This window comes from Actinomadura fibrosa, from assembly GCF_900659615.1.
In the GTDB taxonomy this organism is placed as follows: domain Bacteria; phylum Actinomycetota; class Actinomycetes; order Streptosporangiales; family Streptosporangiaceae; genus Spirillospora; species Spirillospora fibrosa.
Window position 1 is genome coordinate 1 of the sequence record NZ_CAACUY010000220.1, and the last position, 14,435, is coordinate 14,435.

The window sequence follows — 14,435 nt, forward strand, 5'->3', positions numbered from 1 at the left end:
GTGTGGTGCTGATGACCGAACTGCGCGGCGCGTCCAACGCCAAGGCCAAGCGCGAGCTGGGCTGGCGCCCGGCCCACCCCACCTGGCGCGAGGGCCTCAAGCCCACCGCATGACCTAGGTGCGGTCTGCCGCGAGGACGTCGCGGCCCGCTCCGCGGCACGGCGATCTGTTCCGAGACGGGCCGAAACCGCGGCGAGTCACCGCGCTGCCCCGCGGTGACCGGCAAGGACAGCACCTCTTGGCCCTGCTCGCACGACAGACGAACCTTGGTGGTCAGCCCGCCGCGCCAACGCCCCAGCGCGTGATCGGCGGGCTCGCCTCCATCGGAGGCGGGAGGTTCGGACTGCTGGTCGGGACGGACGCGGGCACCGGCGGAATGCTGGTGGGCTCGGACGATGGTGGAGCCCGAACTCACCTGCCAGCAGATCAGCCCGGCCGCGTCCGCCGCCCTTGCAGGTCGCTGATGAGCCGCCCCCACACCTCCGCCTTCCCCGGCCGGTCGCCAGGCATTTAATCGCCTGAACGCGCCTGGTGCGGTGGTCAATCCGACAAGATGCTGGGAAGACGGTCGCTCTCCGGAACGCACTGGCCGCGCGGCAGACGATGGGCGCGAGCATCCGGGCGGCCACTCGCACCGGGCATCGACTGGATAGCGAAGCGGTCCGCGCTGCCTCACGTGACTCAGCCCGGACCATTCGAGGTTCAGGCGGGGGCGGGGCCCGATGGTGAGGTCGCGGGGCGGACCGGCGGGCGCAGGGCCGGGGCGTCGGGGGCGAAGAAGAGTTGGTCGAGGTGCTCGATCGCGTAGTCGATGGCGCCGAGCACGACGCACTCGTCGCCGAGGGTGGACGCGCTGAGCTTCGGCATGCGCAGGCAGACCCGTTCGAGGCGAGAGCGCAGGGGCGGTAGCAGGACGTCGGCGGAGCGGGAGAATCCTCCGCCGAGGACCACGATCTCCGGGTCGAGGAGAAGCACCGCCGCGGCGGTGCCGACGGCGAGTTTGTCGGCGAAGCGCGCGACGGCGTCCAGCGCCGTCGGGTCGCCGTCGCGGGCGGCCGCCAGGGTGAATCCGGCGGCGTCCTCGGGCGGCAGACCGTCGGGGACGATCGCGGCGTCGTCGAGGTCCACCGGCCCGTCCTCCCAGCCCGCCTCGGGGAGCATGGCGATCTCGCCCGCGGCCGCCCCGAAGCCGCGGTGGAGCCGGCCGTCGATGATCAGGCCGGTGCCCATGCGGCGTCCGACGTGCAGGAAGATCACGTCCCTGGCGTCGCGCGCCGCGCCGCGCCTGGTCTCGGCTAACGCGGCGAGCCGGCTGTCATTCTCGACCAGCACCCGGCAGGGGAACATCTCGCCGAGCAGGCCGCCGAGGTCGAGGTCGCGCCAGGCCGGGATCGAGGCCGACATGACGACCCGGCCTTCCGGGCCGACGAGCCCGGTGGTGCCGGCCGCCACCGCCCACAGGTCGGCGGTCGTCAGCCCGCCCAGGGCGAGGCAGGCGGCGGCGGCCTGCTCGATCGCCGCGAGCCGGTCCTCCAGCGGCGCGCCGGGGTCCGCCGGTCGCCGCGTTTCGGCGAGGACGCCGCCGTCGAGGTCGGCGAGGGCGGCGCGGATGTTGTGCGCGCCGATGTCGAGGCCCATGAGGTGCCCGCCGTCCGCGCGGAACCGGTAGCGCCGGGCCGGCCGGCCCATCGTGCCGGACGCCGGGGGGACCTCCTCCACCCATCCCATCGTGCTCAGCTCGTCGATGACCTCCTTGGTGGAGGGCCGCGACAGCCCGGTGCGCTCGGCCAGCGCGGACAGGGTCGCCGCCTCGGCTCTGCGCAGCGTCTTGATCACGGTCAGCGCGTTGAGCTGCCGTAACCGGGACAGGTCGCCACCCATCGGCGGCACCGTCGACATCAGAAGGCTCCCTTCGGAACGGAGGGGAGGGATGGCAACGACACCCCCGATCAACCTAGGCGGGTCGCGAGTCCAGTGCAAAGCACCCATTGCCATCGGCCTCCGGCCTGTGTACTAATGATGGTCTCCTTCATAACTTCCCGGAATGGAGAGCACCCGATGCCGTGCACCGATGTCGGAGAGGCCGCCCGTCTCTCGCCCCGCACGCGGGTGTTCGAGCTCGGCTGGCAGTCACAGAACGAGGCGCTGCTGACGGCGAAGGTCGCCGGATGTACTCGCCTCCTGCGCGAAGGCAGCTGAGGCGGCCATGTCGGATCTCCACGACCTGCGACTGGCCGACTATGCGCCGCGCCTGAGCGTCGCCATTCCCGGGAGCCATGTTCCGCGCCCGCGGTATCGATGCGTCGACGTCCACAACCACCTCGGCCGCTGGCTCACCGGAGACGGCGGATGGATGGCGCCGGACGTGGGACGGCTGCTCGCCCTCATGGACGAGCACGACGTGGCCGCCATCGTGAACCTCGACGGCATGTGGGGAGAGGAGCTGTCGGCCAACCTCGACCGTTACGACCGCGCCCACCCGGACCGGTTCCTCACGTTCTGCCAGCTCGACTGGGGCCTGCTCCGCGAGCGCGACGGCGTCGGCCGGCTGGTGGACAGCCTGAAGCACTCGCATGCGCGCGGCGCCCGCGGCCTGAAGGTCTGGAAGACGCTGGGCCTGACGTACACCGGCCCCGACGGCCGCCTGGTCCTGCCGGACGATCCGCGCCTCGCCCCCGTCTTCGCCGCAGCGGGCGAACTCGGCCTGCCCGTGCTCATCCACACCGCCGATCCGGTGGCGTTCTTCCACCCCGCCGACCGGCACAACGAACGGCTCGAAGAACTGCTGGCCCATCCGGATTGGCACTTCGACCGCCCCGGCCTTCCGTCCTTCCAACGGCTCATGGACGCCCTGGAGAGCCTCGTCGCCGCCCACCCGCACACCGTCTTCATCGGCGCGCACGTCGGCTGCCATGCCGAGGACCTCCGCTGGGTCTCGCGCATGCTGGACGAGCATCCGAACTTCCACATCGACATCGCAGGCAGGCTCGCCGAACTCGGCCGCCGTCCGCGCGCCGCCCGGGCGCTGTTCACCCGCCACTCGGACCGCGTCCTCTTCGGCACAGACGCGTTCCCGCTCTCGGCGTCGTCGTATCCCACGCACTACCGCTTCCTGGAGACCGCCGACGAGCATTTTCCCTACGCCCCCGACGAGGAGATCCCGCTCCAAGGACGCTGGGCCATATCCGCACTCGATCTACCCGACGACGTGCTGAAAAAGGTGTACAGCAGCAACGCCGTGCGCCTACTCCGGTAGCAGCGAAAAGCAACCCAAGCAGGAAGAATTTTCGACTCTCGCCACCGGAAGGCTGCGAGCCAACTCCCTCGGCTGCCGAGGATCCTCCGCCAACACACTGGAGAACTGGCGGTATCTCATCCATGGCGAACGCTGAGCCAAGCTCGTGTCGCCCTGGATGAGGGCGGCCACGACGTTGGCGCATGGCGTTCGCTGATCACGTTTGTTTCGCATCGCCAGAAGTAGCACTGCCACCGAGCATCCCAGTCATAGTGGTGTTCGCAGCAACGAAGTTCGCTCCGTACTGGGGCGCTCATAAAGATCAGCCAGGCCGGTGGGTCGGTGTAGTCGATGGAACTGCCGCTGACGTAGGCGTAGCAGCCCCCACTCACCAGCACATGGTCCGAGCCCTCCGGAACGCCAGGTTCAGGCACTCACCAGCCGTCAGTGATCGTCGCTAGTCGCGTCCGCGCCACCGTGCTCGCCAGGAATGCGGGCACTATCACGACGAGCGCGACCAAGAGGCTCACGAAGCCTCCGGCCCGGGCAGGTCCGGAGAAACTGATCCCCGGAAGGTCGAGCCCGATGGCGTGCAGCAGGTAGGCCACGAAGACGATCAGCAGAAACGCTCCGAGGAAGCCCGAGACCACCTGCACGGTCAGGCTGACGGCGCGGGCGCAGGTGATCGCCCACTGCTGGCCGCTCGCCACCAGCGTGATCAGCACAAGCATGGCGACCACGAAGCCCAGCGCGAAGAGCGCCGCGGGAAGCGCGCCCAACGGCGGCGTCCTGGCGCTGCCCGAGGAGAAGTATGCATGGGAGAACGAGTAGAGCAGTGTTAGCGCCGGGACGGATGCGGACATGGCGGCCAGCGCACGCGACGCCGCCCTGAGCGCGCGTGCTCGGCTTTCCGGAGTGGTCGCCGAGACGGCCGGCGTGTTGAACGAAGGGAACGTCGGGCTGTAACCGGGACGTCCGCCTGTGAGCGGGGGCGTCGCGGAGCTCGACGCACTCGGCAGAGACCGCCCGGCCGGGAACCTTTTCCTCACCGTCGAGTACGACACACGCCAGAAAAAGATCGACAGCAACAGGCTGATAATGCCAATCAGCCGGTCCACGGTCATGCCTGTCAGTGTATTCACGGCTCGCGGAGGCGTGCACGTCTTGAGCTGGCCGAAAAGTGACACCCGGCGTCTGAACCGGACCGAGCCCCACGTGCCCTGCCCGGCTTAAGCCTGCGAACGATCACAAAGCACATTCCACAAGTCAGACACACCGATGGATCGGTTTCCTAGGCGTTCGACTGGGGGTCACCGTGACGCCCATCCTGACGGCTCTCCGGCGCCGCCACGCGCTGGTCCGGCACCGCCGCTGCAGAAGATCGCGCCCGGCTGCCGTTCGGCACCCGCCACCCAGCTCGCACCGCACTCCGGCCACACGACGAGGACAGCGGCGGCCCGCAGCAGGACCACCTTCGCCGCAGCCGACGCACCTCCCGCCACCGGCGAGCTCTCCACGCTGCCGAGCAGAACATCGCGTCACCACGCATGCTGTCAGGTTGAACACGCCCGCCCACCAAGCAGGCCTATGACAACGTGCAGCCGGCGCCGTGGCCACACCCGAGTCGTTCAGATCCCAGCTCGCTCCGAAGATCACCCCTGCCTAGGCCGTACCGGGCCGCCATCGGCGCCGGCGACCCTGATCAGATCGCGGACGCCAAGGCCGCCGCCGACGAGGCGTCCCGGCTGGTCATGCCGCGGTAGCGGCCGACCTGCTGAACGGCACCCGCATGACCGACCTGGACACCGCCCTCGTCGTTCTGGGGAAGGTGGCGCTCAGCTTGTGGTTCGCCGCCACGGCCAACGTGCGGCGCCAGATCTCGGTGTCGGTCTGTTGCGAGTCGGCCGACCTCCAGCGTTTCGTCCTGGCTGCGGCCTATCGGTGGGTGGTCCGGGACTTTCGTGACGCCGGGGCGCTTTGACGGAGCGGGCCGGGCTGCCGAGGTGCTCCGGGATTTGCCAGGGACCCCTGGACGTCAGGGTGCCGTCGCCGCTCAGCCGCCTCACCACTGAGAACCGACGGTGAGGCGCAGCAGCACCTCATCGTGCGCGGCAAGACGGGTCCCTCGGCGGGGTCGGCCGACCGAAGCCGGTGGCCGTCATGAGATAGCGAAACCCGGAAGGCTCCGTGGTCACCGGGGGATGCCCGCCATAAGACCTAGCCACATGCGCCATCTTGGGCGGTGAGCCGCCCTGTTCGCGCTGACACAGGTACCGGACGCGGACACCAGGTGGCGTAGGTCGGCACCGAAGGCAGAACGCTTCATCCCCTCGGCGTGCTGGCGCGACGCACTTGTCGTTGGTGGCCGGAGATGAGATAAGTCCCGTAACCACCCCTCGGCACCTCGCGGCGGAAGGATCCACAGGTGTCACGTATCCGTAGTCTCGCGCTCATCGGGGCCGGAATGGCTTCCGTCCTCGCTCTCACGATGTCGCCGGCGTCGGCCGCGACGACGAGCATTCGCAGCGGCAGCATCAGCGGCACCCTCTATGCAGGCGGCGTGACCATGACGAATCTGCGCGACATCAGGGTCACGAACTCGCTGGGCGACACTACGTGCACCTCCGCCGTCCACAGTGGCACGATCAACCCCAACGGCACCAACCTGAACATCACGTCGGCCACGTTCAGCGGCTGCACCGGCGGCCTCGGCGCCGTCGCTATGACCGCCCAGAACCTGCCGTGGTCCGGCGGATCCGTGGCCTACAGCCCGGTCGCCTACGGCCGGGACGGCACCATCACCATCGGCAACTACACGATCAGCATGACGGTGTCAGGCCTGAACTGCGTCTACTCCGGTGCTCTCGTCGGCGCGGTCTACAACCCCGGCAACCCGCTCCAGCACCTGGCCGTCGTCATCAACGGGACGGTGACCAAGAGCGGCGGGTCCTTTCTCTGTGCCTCCACCGCCACTGTCGAGGCCGTTTACCAGCTCGTCGGCAGTGGTGGCGAACATCTCTGGGTGACGAGCTGACCAAGGCGCTCGCCCCCGCGTCGGCAGACCGGCTGACCTGACCTCCCCGTCGCGCATTCGGTCATGGATCGGACGCCGCATGTCTTGAAACGGTGTTCTCCGATCGGAGGGTGTGTTCTAGCAAGGGCCTGGGGTGGGACCGGCGTCCTGCATGACCACGCTGACGGCATGTTCAGAGTGACTGGTTTCTCGGAAGGGACGGTGGAGGCGAAGCTGAGCGACAGGGGTCAGTGCGAGGCGTCTGACTTCCACTCTGGTCTCCATGCTCGTCCGGCTCAGGACCCGCCTCATCGCGACGGCGCGTTCAGCCGGGCTGGTCAGCGCATCGATGTCAGCAGGCACAGCGGTCTCGTCGGGCCCGCGCGCCGCCTCCACGCCCGTACTGGCGTCCAGCAACGCGATGATTTCGGCTGCCTCCAGCGGATGAGCCAGGACGAGGTAGAGATCGCCGTCGGGGAGACAAGCCACGCTCACCGTTTTCCCGAGGGGTTCAGCAAGGGTCCTGACGGTGAGCAGGAGCCCCGGAACTCCATCGAACCTGACGAGCACCACCCTGCCGCGCGATAGTCCGAACATCAATCGGTTGACCTGGCCGATAGCACTGAGAACGACTCCGTCCAGAACGCGTCCCATCCGTTGCTCCCCGATCACTTCTGGCGGCGGACGTCCTGTTCAACGAGCCCGACCGTTGAAGGTTGCTGTTTTCGTCGAGTACTCGGCCACGGAGTTGGGCACGTTCGTGCTCAACAGCCCACGGTGCGGACCCCGGGCAGCGGGTGGTTGCTCGTTGTGGCCGCTGCGGCGATGCAGTGCAATGGGCACGATCGTTAACTCCTGACAGGTAGATCGGCGGACGAGGCGTCGCCAGCGGGGCACTGGCGGCACGCTGGCCTGATTGGCAGACCGAGGCTCGCCACAGAGCCTGCCGCCGGCCTGGACCGGGGCTGGTCGGGTTACTGATGCCAGCCGCCTTGCGGCACGCCTACGGTGAGGACCGTCGACATGATCATGAAGGAGTCCTTCATGCACGTCAGCTCCTTGTTGGCGCAATGGTCACGACGGGGGCGGCGACCTCGTCGTGAGGGCCAGAAGGTTCTGCGGGGTTGTCGAGACCGCACACTTGGGAGGAACCATCACCGTGACAGGAACAAGGCGCAGGCTCCGCTATCTGGTCGCCGCCTTCGGCGTGCTAGCACTCACCGTGCAGGTGGCGCTCACCGCACAGGTGGCGCTCACCAGCCCGGAGGCTCAGGCCAGCACGGACCTCAAATTCTGGCACTTCAACATGTGCGGCAACAAATGCTGGGAAGACCCCCAGAATGAGCACAACTACCTGCCCGGCACCGACTCCCGTGGGGAGGTCACCGTGCGGGCGGCCCAGATCGTTGAATCGATCAGCAACTACGGCCCGGACATCGTCACCCTGAACGAGGTCTGCTACAGCCAGTACCGCGCCATCCGCGCGGCCCTGATCGCCAGGGGGTATCACGCGACGTACGCGAGTAGTGGAAAGGGCACCGGCGGAGCGTGCGACAACTACGACGACTCCGTGGGCAGGAAGTTCGGCATGGCGCTCTTCTCCAAGCAGTCCGCCACCCGGGAGCCCTATGACATCGGCACCCCGGAGCACCCCAACCGCCTGCTCTGCTCCGACACCGCCATCGGCTCCCGCGCCGTGAAAGCCTGTTCGGTGCATCTCGGCGCCAAGGACAAGGAGGAGCGGGCGCTCCAGGCGTCGAAGCTGGCGGCCATGGCCTCCGAATGGCACAAGGACAAGCCGGTGGTGCTGATGGGCGACTTCAACGCCGAGCCGACGGAGGACGTCATGGGCAAGTTCTACGACCACAGCGGCGGCACGGGCATCTTCCATGAGGCCGACGAGTCGGACCCGGCCTATTCCGAGGACTGGCCCGCGGGAGCCGTCCGGGGCCGCAGCGGCGAGATCACCTTCACCACCGACAGGACCGACCCCCCGACGGTGAAGAAGATCGACTACATCTTCCTCAGCGCCGCCGACTTCAAAGCTGTCGAAGGCGACAGCCTCTACGGCGGCCAGCGGCGCACCTCCGACCACCGGGTCTACCGCGGCGGCGCCACCTGGCAGTGACCATCCCCGGCCCTCAGCCGCCGGACGAACCATCCGGCGGCAGGGTGGAGGCCCTGCCGCAGTTGACCGGCGAACTCGCGGTCCAGGGTGCGGCGTCAGGCGGGGCAGGGAAGTAGGCCGGGTGCGAGCGGCACGGCGTCCGTCGTCGTGCCGCTCGCCTGCGTCTGCCCCAGCGGCGACCGTGCCTGCGGGATCGGCCCGCACCACGCCTACGAGTCGGTGATCGACCAACTGGAACGAGAGCTAGCCGCAGGAGGCTGCGGCAATCTCATAGTCTTCGCCTTCTTTCATCGGCGGGTGCGCAGGAGCCTTTCGGCGACGAGGAAGCCTGAGCCGGCGCCGAGGCCGGGGCCGGGGTGGGTGGAGGCGCCGATGTGCCACAAGCCCGGTACGCCGGTCGCGTGGCCGGTGCCCGAGGACAGGGGCCGCCACAGGGCGTACTGGTCGATCCGGCAATCGCCGCCGTAGGGGTCGCCGCCGACCAGGTTGACGTTCATTTCTTCCAGTTCGGCAGGGCCCAGCACCAGACGGTCGGTCAGAGCCGAGTCCAGGTTCGTGATGTGGGGACGGAGGAGGTCGAGGATCCTGTCGGCATAGGCGTCGCGCAGCCGTGGTACCCAGGTGCCATCGCCGGGGTCGATGACGCCGGCTGCGTCGCCGCGGACGCGGCGGGGAAGTTCCTGGAGTTGGAGCCACAGCAGGCCCTTGCCCTCGGGGACGCGGCTCGGGTCGACGGTGGCGGGCTGGCCGACGGCGATGGTCGGTCGTTCGGGCAGCAGGCCGCGCCATGCGGCGTTCACCGATGCCGACAGGGAGTCCAGGTCGTCCAGGACGTGGACGAGAGCGACGCCCTCCAGGGCCGGGTCACTCCATCGGGGCGGTTCGTCGAGGGCCAGATGGATCTGCATGGCGGCACGGCCGTGCCGGAAGGCTCGGGCCGCCTGGACACGATCCGCGGGGGCGGCACCGTTCAAGAGGTCTTCGTAGAGGGCGCGAGGGGTGACCGAGGCGAGGACGGCGCGGCGGGCGCGCAGCCGGCGTCCGTCAGCGAGCCGGACACCGCTGGCGCGGCCCTGCTCCAGGGAGATCCGGGTGACATCGGCACCGGTGAGGAGCTCGCCGCCGGCATCGGTGACGATTCCGGCCAGCGCTTCGACGAGGCGGACCCCGCCGCCTTCGGGGACGGGCATGCCGCCGGTGACGACGGCCGCGGCGATGACCTTGGTGATGAAGGCCGAGGCGGCGTCGTCCGGGCCGAGGCCGTTGTGCAGGGCCCAGGGGCCCAGCATCGCGCGGGTGACGGGCGAGGAGAACGTCCGTTCCAGCCAGGGCCGTGCGGGTTCGAGGACTTCCGCGCCGGTCGCGACCAGGCCCCCGCGGCCCAGGCGCCGCAGCGCCCGCCAGCCGAGCCGCAGCGCACCGGGGCGCCAGAAGTCGGTGCCGAGCAGGCCGAACGCCAGGTCGATCTTGCCGCCGAACTCGGTCATCATCGCCGACCAGTTCTCGGCGTCGCCGACGGAGCCCAGGGTGGCGGTGAGCGCGTCGGGGTCGGTCGGCAGGACGGCCGCCCCATCGCGGCACGCGACGCCGGTGGGGAGCGGGGTGTTGCGGTAGACGACACCGCGGCGGGCCAGCTCGTCGGCGAGGGCGGCGTAGGCGGGCCCTCCGACGAACAGGGGGTGCCAGCTCGACAGCAGTTCCACGGTGTAGCCGGGGAAGACCTCGCGGCTGGTGCGGATGGCGCCGCCGGGCCGGTCCTCGCGCTCGCACACCGCGACCCGCCAGCCGCCGCGCGTGAGCTGCGCGGCGGCGACGAGGGCGTTGATGCCGCTGCCGATGACGACGGCGTCGAAGGCTTCCGTGGGCGGGGCGCCGCCGCTCTGTGTCAAAGGTGTCTCCTCCATAGACGACAGGTACCCAGAATGTTGGTCGCCCGTGCGAGTCCGGCGGCGCGCAGGGAGCGGGTGTGGCCGCCGGACGACGCCCTCGCTCGGTGGCGGCCTGTGCCTGGTGACTTCGTGCGACCGTTGCGTGCTGTTGGGGCGGATGCATCGCTTGCCTAGTGTGGTCGAGCCTTTGGTCCGGTGCCGCGACGATGTCTATCTTGGGATGGTGGTGACATCGGCGCCCTGGACCGGAGCCTTGTCGCCGGATCTGGTTCCCGGGTTGGAGCGGACGGCGGCCGGGCTGGAGCGGACGGCGGCTCAGACCGAGGAGCTGGCGGTGTGCTTCGAGGATCTGGCCGCCGGGTGCACCGACGACGACCTGCTCAGCGGCCGTTTCGGGGCGTACGCCGACCAGTTGCACCGGCGGGCCGCCGCTCTGTGGTCGGAGGCGGCCCGCCGCAGGCGGCGGCTGGAGACGCAGGTACCGGACGGCGAGATCACCGTCTGGGCTCTCGCGCGGGCGCCGACGCGGCCGTGACCGATCGCGCCGATCGGGTGCGGTCCGCGCCGGCGGTCAGCAGCCGTCGAGAGGACGGCGGTCCAGCTCGGGCGGCATGTGGTCGGGGAGCTGGCGGGTCCGCTCGGTGGCGAACCGGAGTGCCTGCTCGGCGCGCTGCGCGGCTTGTTCGGCCTCGCGCTGTGCCCGCTGCACCCGTTGCCGGGCATCGGTCACCTGGTCGGCGGGGGTGCCGGTGGGGCGGCGCGTGCCGGCCGCCGCGGCCGGGCGGCTGGCGGGGGCGCTCGGGAACGGCGCGTCCGTCGTCGTCGACTGCGAGTCCGGGCCCGTGCGGCTGGGGCTGGCCGCCGCGCTCGGCTCCCGGCTGGGCGCCGAGACCGTCCGGCTCGACGACCTGGCGGCGGACGGGCTGGCAGGCGTGGTCCGCGGGGCGCGCAGGAGCGCCGCATGACGCCGACAGGAAGCGCCCTGGCACGGGCACGGAGCGTCCCGGCGCGGGCGCGAAGGGATGGGGAGTGAGATGCCGCAGGGCAAGCCGGAGTACGTGCCGGATGACGGCCTGACCACCAGGGCGCGCCGGAACCGGCCGCTGGTGATCGTCCACACCGGGCCGGGGAAGGGCAAGTCGACCGCCGCGTTCGGGCTGGCGCTGCGCGCCTGGAACCAGGGCTGGCCGATCGGGGTGTTCCAGTTCGTCAAGTCGGCGAAGTGGCGGATCGGCGAGGAGAACGCGCTGCTCGCGCTGGGCCGGTTGCACGCCGAGACCGGCGAGGGCGGGCCCGTGTTCTGGAGCAAGATGGGCGAGGGCTGGTCCTGGATCCAGCGGCCCGGCAGCGAGGCCGACCACGAGGCCGACGCCCGCGAGGGCTGGGAGCAGATCAAGCGCGACCTCGCCGCCGAGACCCACCGGCTCTACGTGCTCGACGAGTTCACCTACCCGATGAAGTGGGGCTGGGTCGACGTCGAGGACGTCATCGCCGCGCTGCGGGACCGTCCGGGCAACCAGCACGTCGTCATCACCGGACGGGACGCCGACCCGCGGCTGGTGGAGTTCGCCGACCTCGTCACCGAGATGGGCAAGGTGCGGCACCCGATGGACCGCGGGCAGAAGGGCCAGAAGGGCATCGAATGGTGACCGTGCCCCGGCTCGTCATCGCCGCGCCCGCGTCCGGGAGCGGCAAGACGACCGTGGCGACGGGGTTGATGGCCGCGTTCGCGGAGCGCGGCCTGAAGGTGTCCCCGCACAAGGTCGGCCCGGACTACATCGACCCCGGTTACCACGCGCTCGCCACGGGACGCCCCGGCCGGAACCTCGATCCGTGGCTCACGTCCGAGGACCTGGTGGTGCCGCTGTTCGGCCACGGCGCGGCCGGAGCGGACGTGGCGGTCGTCGAAGGCGTCATGGGCCTGTACGACGGCGCGTCCGGCTCGGGTACTGCGGAGGGCGGCGGGGACTTCGCGTCCACCGCGCACGTCGCGGCGCTGCTGGGCGCCCCGGTCGTGCTGGTGGTCGACGCCTCGGCCGCCGCCGGACGCTCGGTGGCGGCGCTCGTGCACGGGTTCCGCTCGTTCGGGACGGTCCGCGTCGGCGGCGTGATCCTGAACCGGCTCGGCTCGGAGGGGCATGAGCGCATGTGCCGGGCAGCCGTGGAGGACCTGGGCCTGCCCGTGCTCGGCGCGCTCCGCCGCCACGACGACGCGGCCACGCCGTCCCGCCACCTCGGGCTCGTCCCGGCGGCCGAGCGGCACGCGGACGCGGTCGGGACCGTCCGGCGGCTCGGCGCGCTGGTCGCCTCGTCCTGCGACCTGGACGCGCTGCTCGCGCTGGCCCGCACCTCCGCGCCGCTGACGGCCGCGCCGTGGGACCCCGCGAGCGCCGCCGGCGCGCCCGCCGAGGGGCACCGGCCGCGGATCGCGGTGGCGGGCGGTCCCGCGTTCACCTTCGGCTACGCGGAGAACGAGGAACTGCTGGAGGCGGCGGGCGCGGAGGTCGTCCGGTTCGACCCGCTGCGCGACGAGACGCTGCCGGACGGCACCCGCGGCGTCGTCATCGGCGGCGGATTCCCCGAGATGTACGCGGCGGACCTCTCGGCCAACGAGCGGCTCCGCAAGGAGCTGGGAGCCTTCGCCAGGGACGGGCGGCCCGTCTACGCCGAATGCGCGGGCCTCCTCTACCTCGCGCAGGAGCTGGACGGCGCGCCCATGTGCGGCGTCCTGGACGGCGTGACGGCGGCCATGGCCCCCCGCCTCACGCTCGGCTACCGTGCCGCGGTGGCGGTGGCCGACTCGGTCGTCGCCCGGACGGGGGAGCGGGTGCACGGCCACGAGTTCCACCGCACCGTGACCGCACCCGGCCACGGGACGGCGGACGGCTGGCAGGCGGCCTGGCAGTGGTCCACGTCCGGTCCGGAGGGGTTCGTGCGGGGCGCCTGCGTCGCGTCCTACCTTCATCTGCACTGGGCCGGGTCGCCGGGGTTCGCGGCCAGGATGGTCCAGGCCTGCCGGTGAGCGATCGAGGGGAGCCGCGCGTGAGCGCCTTCGAGGGGGACGTGCGCCTGGAGAGCGCGCGGCTCGTCCTGCGCCCGTTCGGGCTGGACGACGCCGCCGACCTCATCGAGGTGATCCGCCGCAGGGAGGAGTTCCTCCCGCCGAACTTCCCGACGGTCCTGGAGGCGGAGCCGCTCGCGTGGTTCCTGCGCGAGGGCGTCCACCAGGTGCAGCGGTTCGGCCTCGGCATCCACCTCGCGGTGACCGGACGCGACACGGGACGGCTCCTCGGCACCATCGGGTTGTTCCGCGTCGACTGGAAGCAGCTCACCTGCGAGGTCGGCTACGGGATGCGGCCGGACGCGCGCGGCAACGGATACGCGACGGAGGCGCTGGCACTGGTGACGCGGTGGGCGCTCGGCGACCGCGGCCTGTACCGGATGGAGCTGCGGGCGCGGACCGGCAACCTCGCGTCGATCCGGGTCGCGGAGAAGGCCGGATACCGCCGCGAGGGAGTGGCGCGCGGCGCCGAACGCGACTCCGACGGCGTCCAGCACGACATGGTCGTCTTCGGCATGATCGCGCCCGACCTCGCCCCGGACGGCCCGTCCGGCCCCGCCCCGGACGGCGCGCGGGAATCGACTTCGGCCGGTCCCGGCGCGTCCGCCGCGCGGCCGGGCCGCACCTCCGGAAGGCTCGTCGCCCACGACCAGGGGGAGAGGCGGACATGATCTCAGCGAACGCCGCGGCGCGCGTGGCCGCGGAGGGCGGACGGACCCTCGTGATGTACGGCGACGGCGCGGCCGCCGCCGCCCGCCGGATGCTGCCCGGCCTGCCGGACGCGTGCTTCGTCCCCGTCGACCTCGACGAGCTGCGCGGCGCCGTGGAGCACGGGCTCGCGCAGGTCGTCCTGGTCGCCGGGATGGACGAGCAGGCGGCCATCACCGGCGGCGCGGACGGCACCGGAGGCGCCGCGGAGGTGCTCGGCTCGATCACCTCGGACATGGACGGCGGCCCCGCGCTCGCCGCCGAGGTGGCCCGCGCCCCGACCGCCCGGCACGCCTACGACCTGTGGGAGGCGGCGGGACGACCCGGGGGAGAAGCGGCGGATGGCCCTGGCCTTCCTCCGCCCGCTTTACGGCGAGCCCGGCGGGCGTTGACTTTCCCAT

15 protein-coding genes and 1 pseudogene are annotated in these 14,435 nt (G+C 71.0%); 11 read left to right on the top strand and 5 right to left on the bottom strand.

The window, feature by feature from the left end; all coding sequences use genetic code 11:
- Window positions 1–702 precede the first annotated feature (702 nt).
- On the bottom strand, window positions 703–1,899 hold the full coding sequence (locus E1300_RS39375; RefSeq protein WP_131762262.1) for an ROK family transcriptional regulator: 1,197 nt from the start codon (window positions 1,897–1,899) through the stop codon (window positions 703–705).
- Between the two features lie 159 nt (window positions 1,900–2,058).
- Here E1300_RS39375 and E1300_RS50670 point away from each other — a divergent pair, with 159 nt between their 5' ends.
- Together E1300_RS50670 and E1300_RS39380 are read left to right on the top strand one after the other, a co-directional pair.
- Window positions 2,059–2,199: a hypothetical protein gene (locus tag E1300_RS50670; RefSeq protein WP_165503195.1), complete on the top strand. Its 141-nt coding sequence runs from the start codon at window positions 2,059–2,061 to the stop codon at window positions 2,197–2,199.
- A 7-nt stretch (window positions 2,200–2,206) separates the two neighbouring features.
- Entirely contained in the window at window positions 2,207–3,256 is a 1,050-nt protein-coding gene (locus tag E1300_RS39380; RefSeq protein ID WP_131762263.1) for an amidohydrolase family protein, read from the top strand.
- Window positions 3,257–3,669: 413 nt separating this feature from the next.
- Here E1300_RS39380 and E1300_RS39385 read toward each other — a convergent pair whose 3' ends face one another.
- Complete coding sequence (locus E1300_RS39385; protein WP_131762265.1) at window positions 3,670–4,359, bottom strand: hypothetical protein; 690 nt, start codon at window positions 4,357–4,359, stop codon at window positions 3,670–3,672.
- 665 nt (window positions 4,360–5,024) lie between these two features.
- On the opposite strand from E1300_RS39385, the gene E1300_RS39390 reads away from it, so the two are divergent.
- On the top strand, window positions 5,025–5,216 hold the full coding sequence (locus E1300_RS39390) for a hypothetical protein (protein WP_131762267.1): 192 nt from the start codon (window positions 5,025–5,027) through the stop codon (window positions 5,214–5,216).
- A gap of 444 nt (window positions 5,217–5,660) precedes the next feature.
- On the top strand, window positions 5,661–6,269 hold the full coding sequence (locus E1300_RS39395) for a hypothetical protein (RefSeq protein ID WP_131762269.1): 609 nt from the start codon (window positions 5,661–5,663) through the stop codon (window positions 6,267–6,269).
- Window positions 6,270–6,386: 117 nt separating this feature from the next.
- Here the strand turns inward: E1300_RS39395 and E1300_RS39400 are convergent, their stop codons facing one another.
- Window positions 6,387–6,902, bottom strand: coding sequence for a hypothetical protein (locus tag E1300_RS39400; protein ID WP_131762271.1), 516 nt, complete (start codon window positions 6,900–6,902; stop codon window positions 6,387–6,389).
- Between the two features lie 487 nt (window positions 6,903–7,389).
- On the opposite strand from E1300_RS39400, the gene E1300_RS39405 reads away from it, so the two are divergent.
- Window positions 7,390–8,376 (top strand): endonuclease/exonuclease/phosphatase family protein, encoded by a 987-nt coding sequence (locus E1300_RS39405; protein ID WP_131762272.1) that lies wholly within the window; start codon window positions 7,390–7,392, stop codon window positions 8,374–8,376.
- 287 nt (window positions 8,377–8,663) lie between these two features.
- Here the strand turns inward: E1300_RS39405 and E1300_RS39410 are convergent, their stop codons facing one another.
- Window positions 8,664–10,265, bottom strand: a complete 1,602-nt coding sequence (locus E1300_RS39410; protein WP_207400213.1) for a phytoene desaturase family protein — start codon at window positions 10,263–10,265, stop codon at window positions 8,664–8,666.
- A 277-nt stretch (window positions 10,266–10,542) separates the two neighbouring features.
- On the opposite strand from E1300_RS39410, the gene E1300_RS39415 reads away from it, so the two are divergent.
- Window positions 10,543–10,800: a hypothetical protein gene (locus tag E1300_RS39415; protein ID WP_131762276.1), complete on the top strand. Its 258-nt coding sequence runs from the start codon at window positions 10,543–10,545 to the stop codon at window positions 10,798–10,800.
- A gap of 36 nt (window positions 10,801–10,836) precedes the next feature.
- Here the strand turns inward: E1300_RS39415 and E1300_RS50675 are convergent, their stop codons facing one another.
- Entirely contained in the window at window positions 10,837–10,995 is a 159-nt protein-coding gene (locus tag E1300_RS50675) for a hypothetical protein (RefSeq protein ID WP_207400214.1), read from the bottom strand.
- A 31-nt stretch (window positions 10,996–11,026) separates the two neighbouring features.
- Here E1300_RS50675 and E1300_RS39420 point away from each other — a divergent pair, with 31 nt between their 5' ends.
- The 5 genes and pseudogenes from E1300_RS39420 to E1300_RS39440 all read left to right on the top strand — a co-directional run.
- Window positions 11,027–11,230 carry a vWA domain-containing protein gene (locus E1300_RS39420; protein WP_207400216.1) on the top strand — a complete coding sequence of 68 codons (204 nt, stop codon included), beginning with the start codon at window positions 11,027–11,029 and terminating at the stop codon, window positions 11,228–11,230.
- Window positions 11,231–11,299: 69 nt separating this feature from the next.
- The gene (gene cobO / locus E1300_RS39425) at window positions 11,300–11,914 is read left to right on the top strand and encodes a cob(I)yrinic acid a,c-diamide adenosyltransferase (RefSeq protein ID WP_131762278.1); all 615 of its coding nucleotides are present in this window, start codon (window positions 11,300–11,302) and stop codon (window positions 11,912–11,914) included.
- A complete protein-coding gene (locus E1300_RS39430) occupies window positions 11,908–13,287 on the top strand; it encodes a cobyrinic acid a,c-diamide synthase CobB (RefSeq protein ID WP_131762280.1) in 1,380 nt (459 codons plus the stop codon). Before cobO ends, E1300_RS39430 begins: the two co-directional genes overlap by 7 nt.
- A gap of 20 nt (window positions 13,288–13,307) precedes the next feature.
- Window positions 13,308–13,997, top strand: a complete 690-nt coding sequence (locus E1300_RS39435) for a GNAT family N-acetyltransferase (RefSeq protein WP_131762282.1) — start codon at window positions 13,308–13,310, stop codon at window positions 13,995–13,997.
- A pseudogene (locus E1300_RS39440) lies at window positions 13,994–14,435 on the top strand (DUF2934 domain-containing protein); the annotation flags it as partial. The gene E1300_RS39435 and the pseudogene E1300_RS39440, both read left to right, overlap by 4 nt.

Coding starts and splice junctions, on each gene's coding strand:
- E1300_RS50670 (WP_165503195.1), top strand. CDS start 2,059: ATGCCGTGCACCGATGTCGGAGAGGCCGCCCGTCTCTCGCCCCGCACG.
- cobO (WP_131762278.1), top strand. CDS start 11,300: ATGCCGCAGGGCAAGCCGGAGTACGTGCCGGATGACGGCCTGACCACC.
- E1300_RS39380 (WP_131762263.1), top strand. CDS start 2,207: ATGTCGGATCTCCACGACCTGCGACTGGCCGACTATGCGCCGCGCCTG.
- E1300_RS39375 (WP_131762262.1), bottom strand. CDS start 1,899: ATGTCGACGGTGCCGCCGATGGGTGGCGACCTGTCCCGGTTACGGCAG.
- E1300_RS39430 (WP_131762280.1), top strand. CDS start 11,908: ATGGTGACCGTGCCCCGGCTCGTCATCGCCGCGCCCGCGTCCGGGAGC.
- E1300_RS39385 (WP_131762265.1), bottom strand. CDS start 4,359: ATGACCGTGGACCGGCTGATTGGCATTATCAGCCTGTTGCTGTCGATC.
- E1300_RS39390 (WP_131762267.1), top strand. CDS start 5,025: ATGACCGACCTGGACACCGCCCTCGTCGTTCTGGGGAAGGTGGCGCTC.
- E1300_RS39400 (WP_131762271.1), bottom strand. CDS start 6,902: ATGGGACGCGTTCTGGACGGAGTCGTTCTCAGTGCTATCGGCCAGGTC.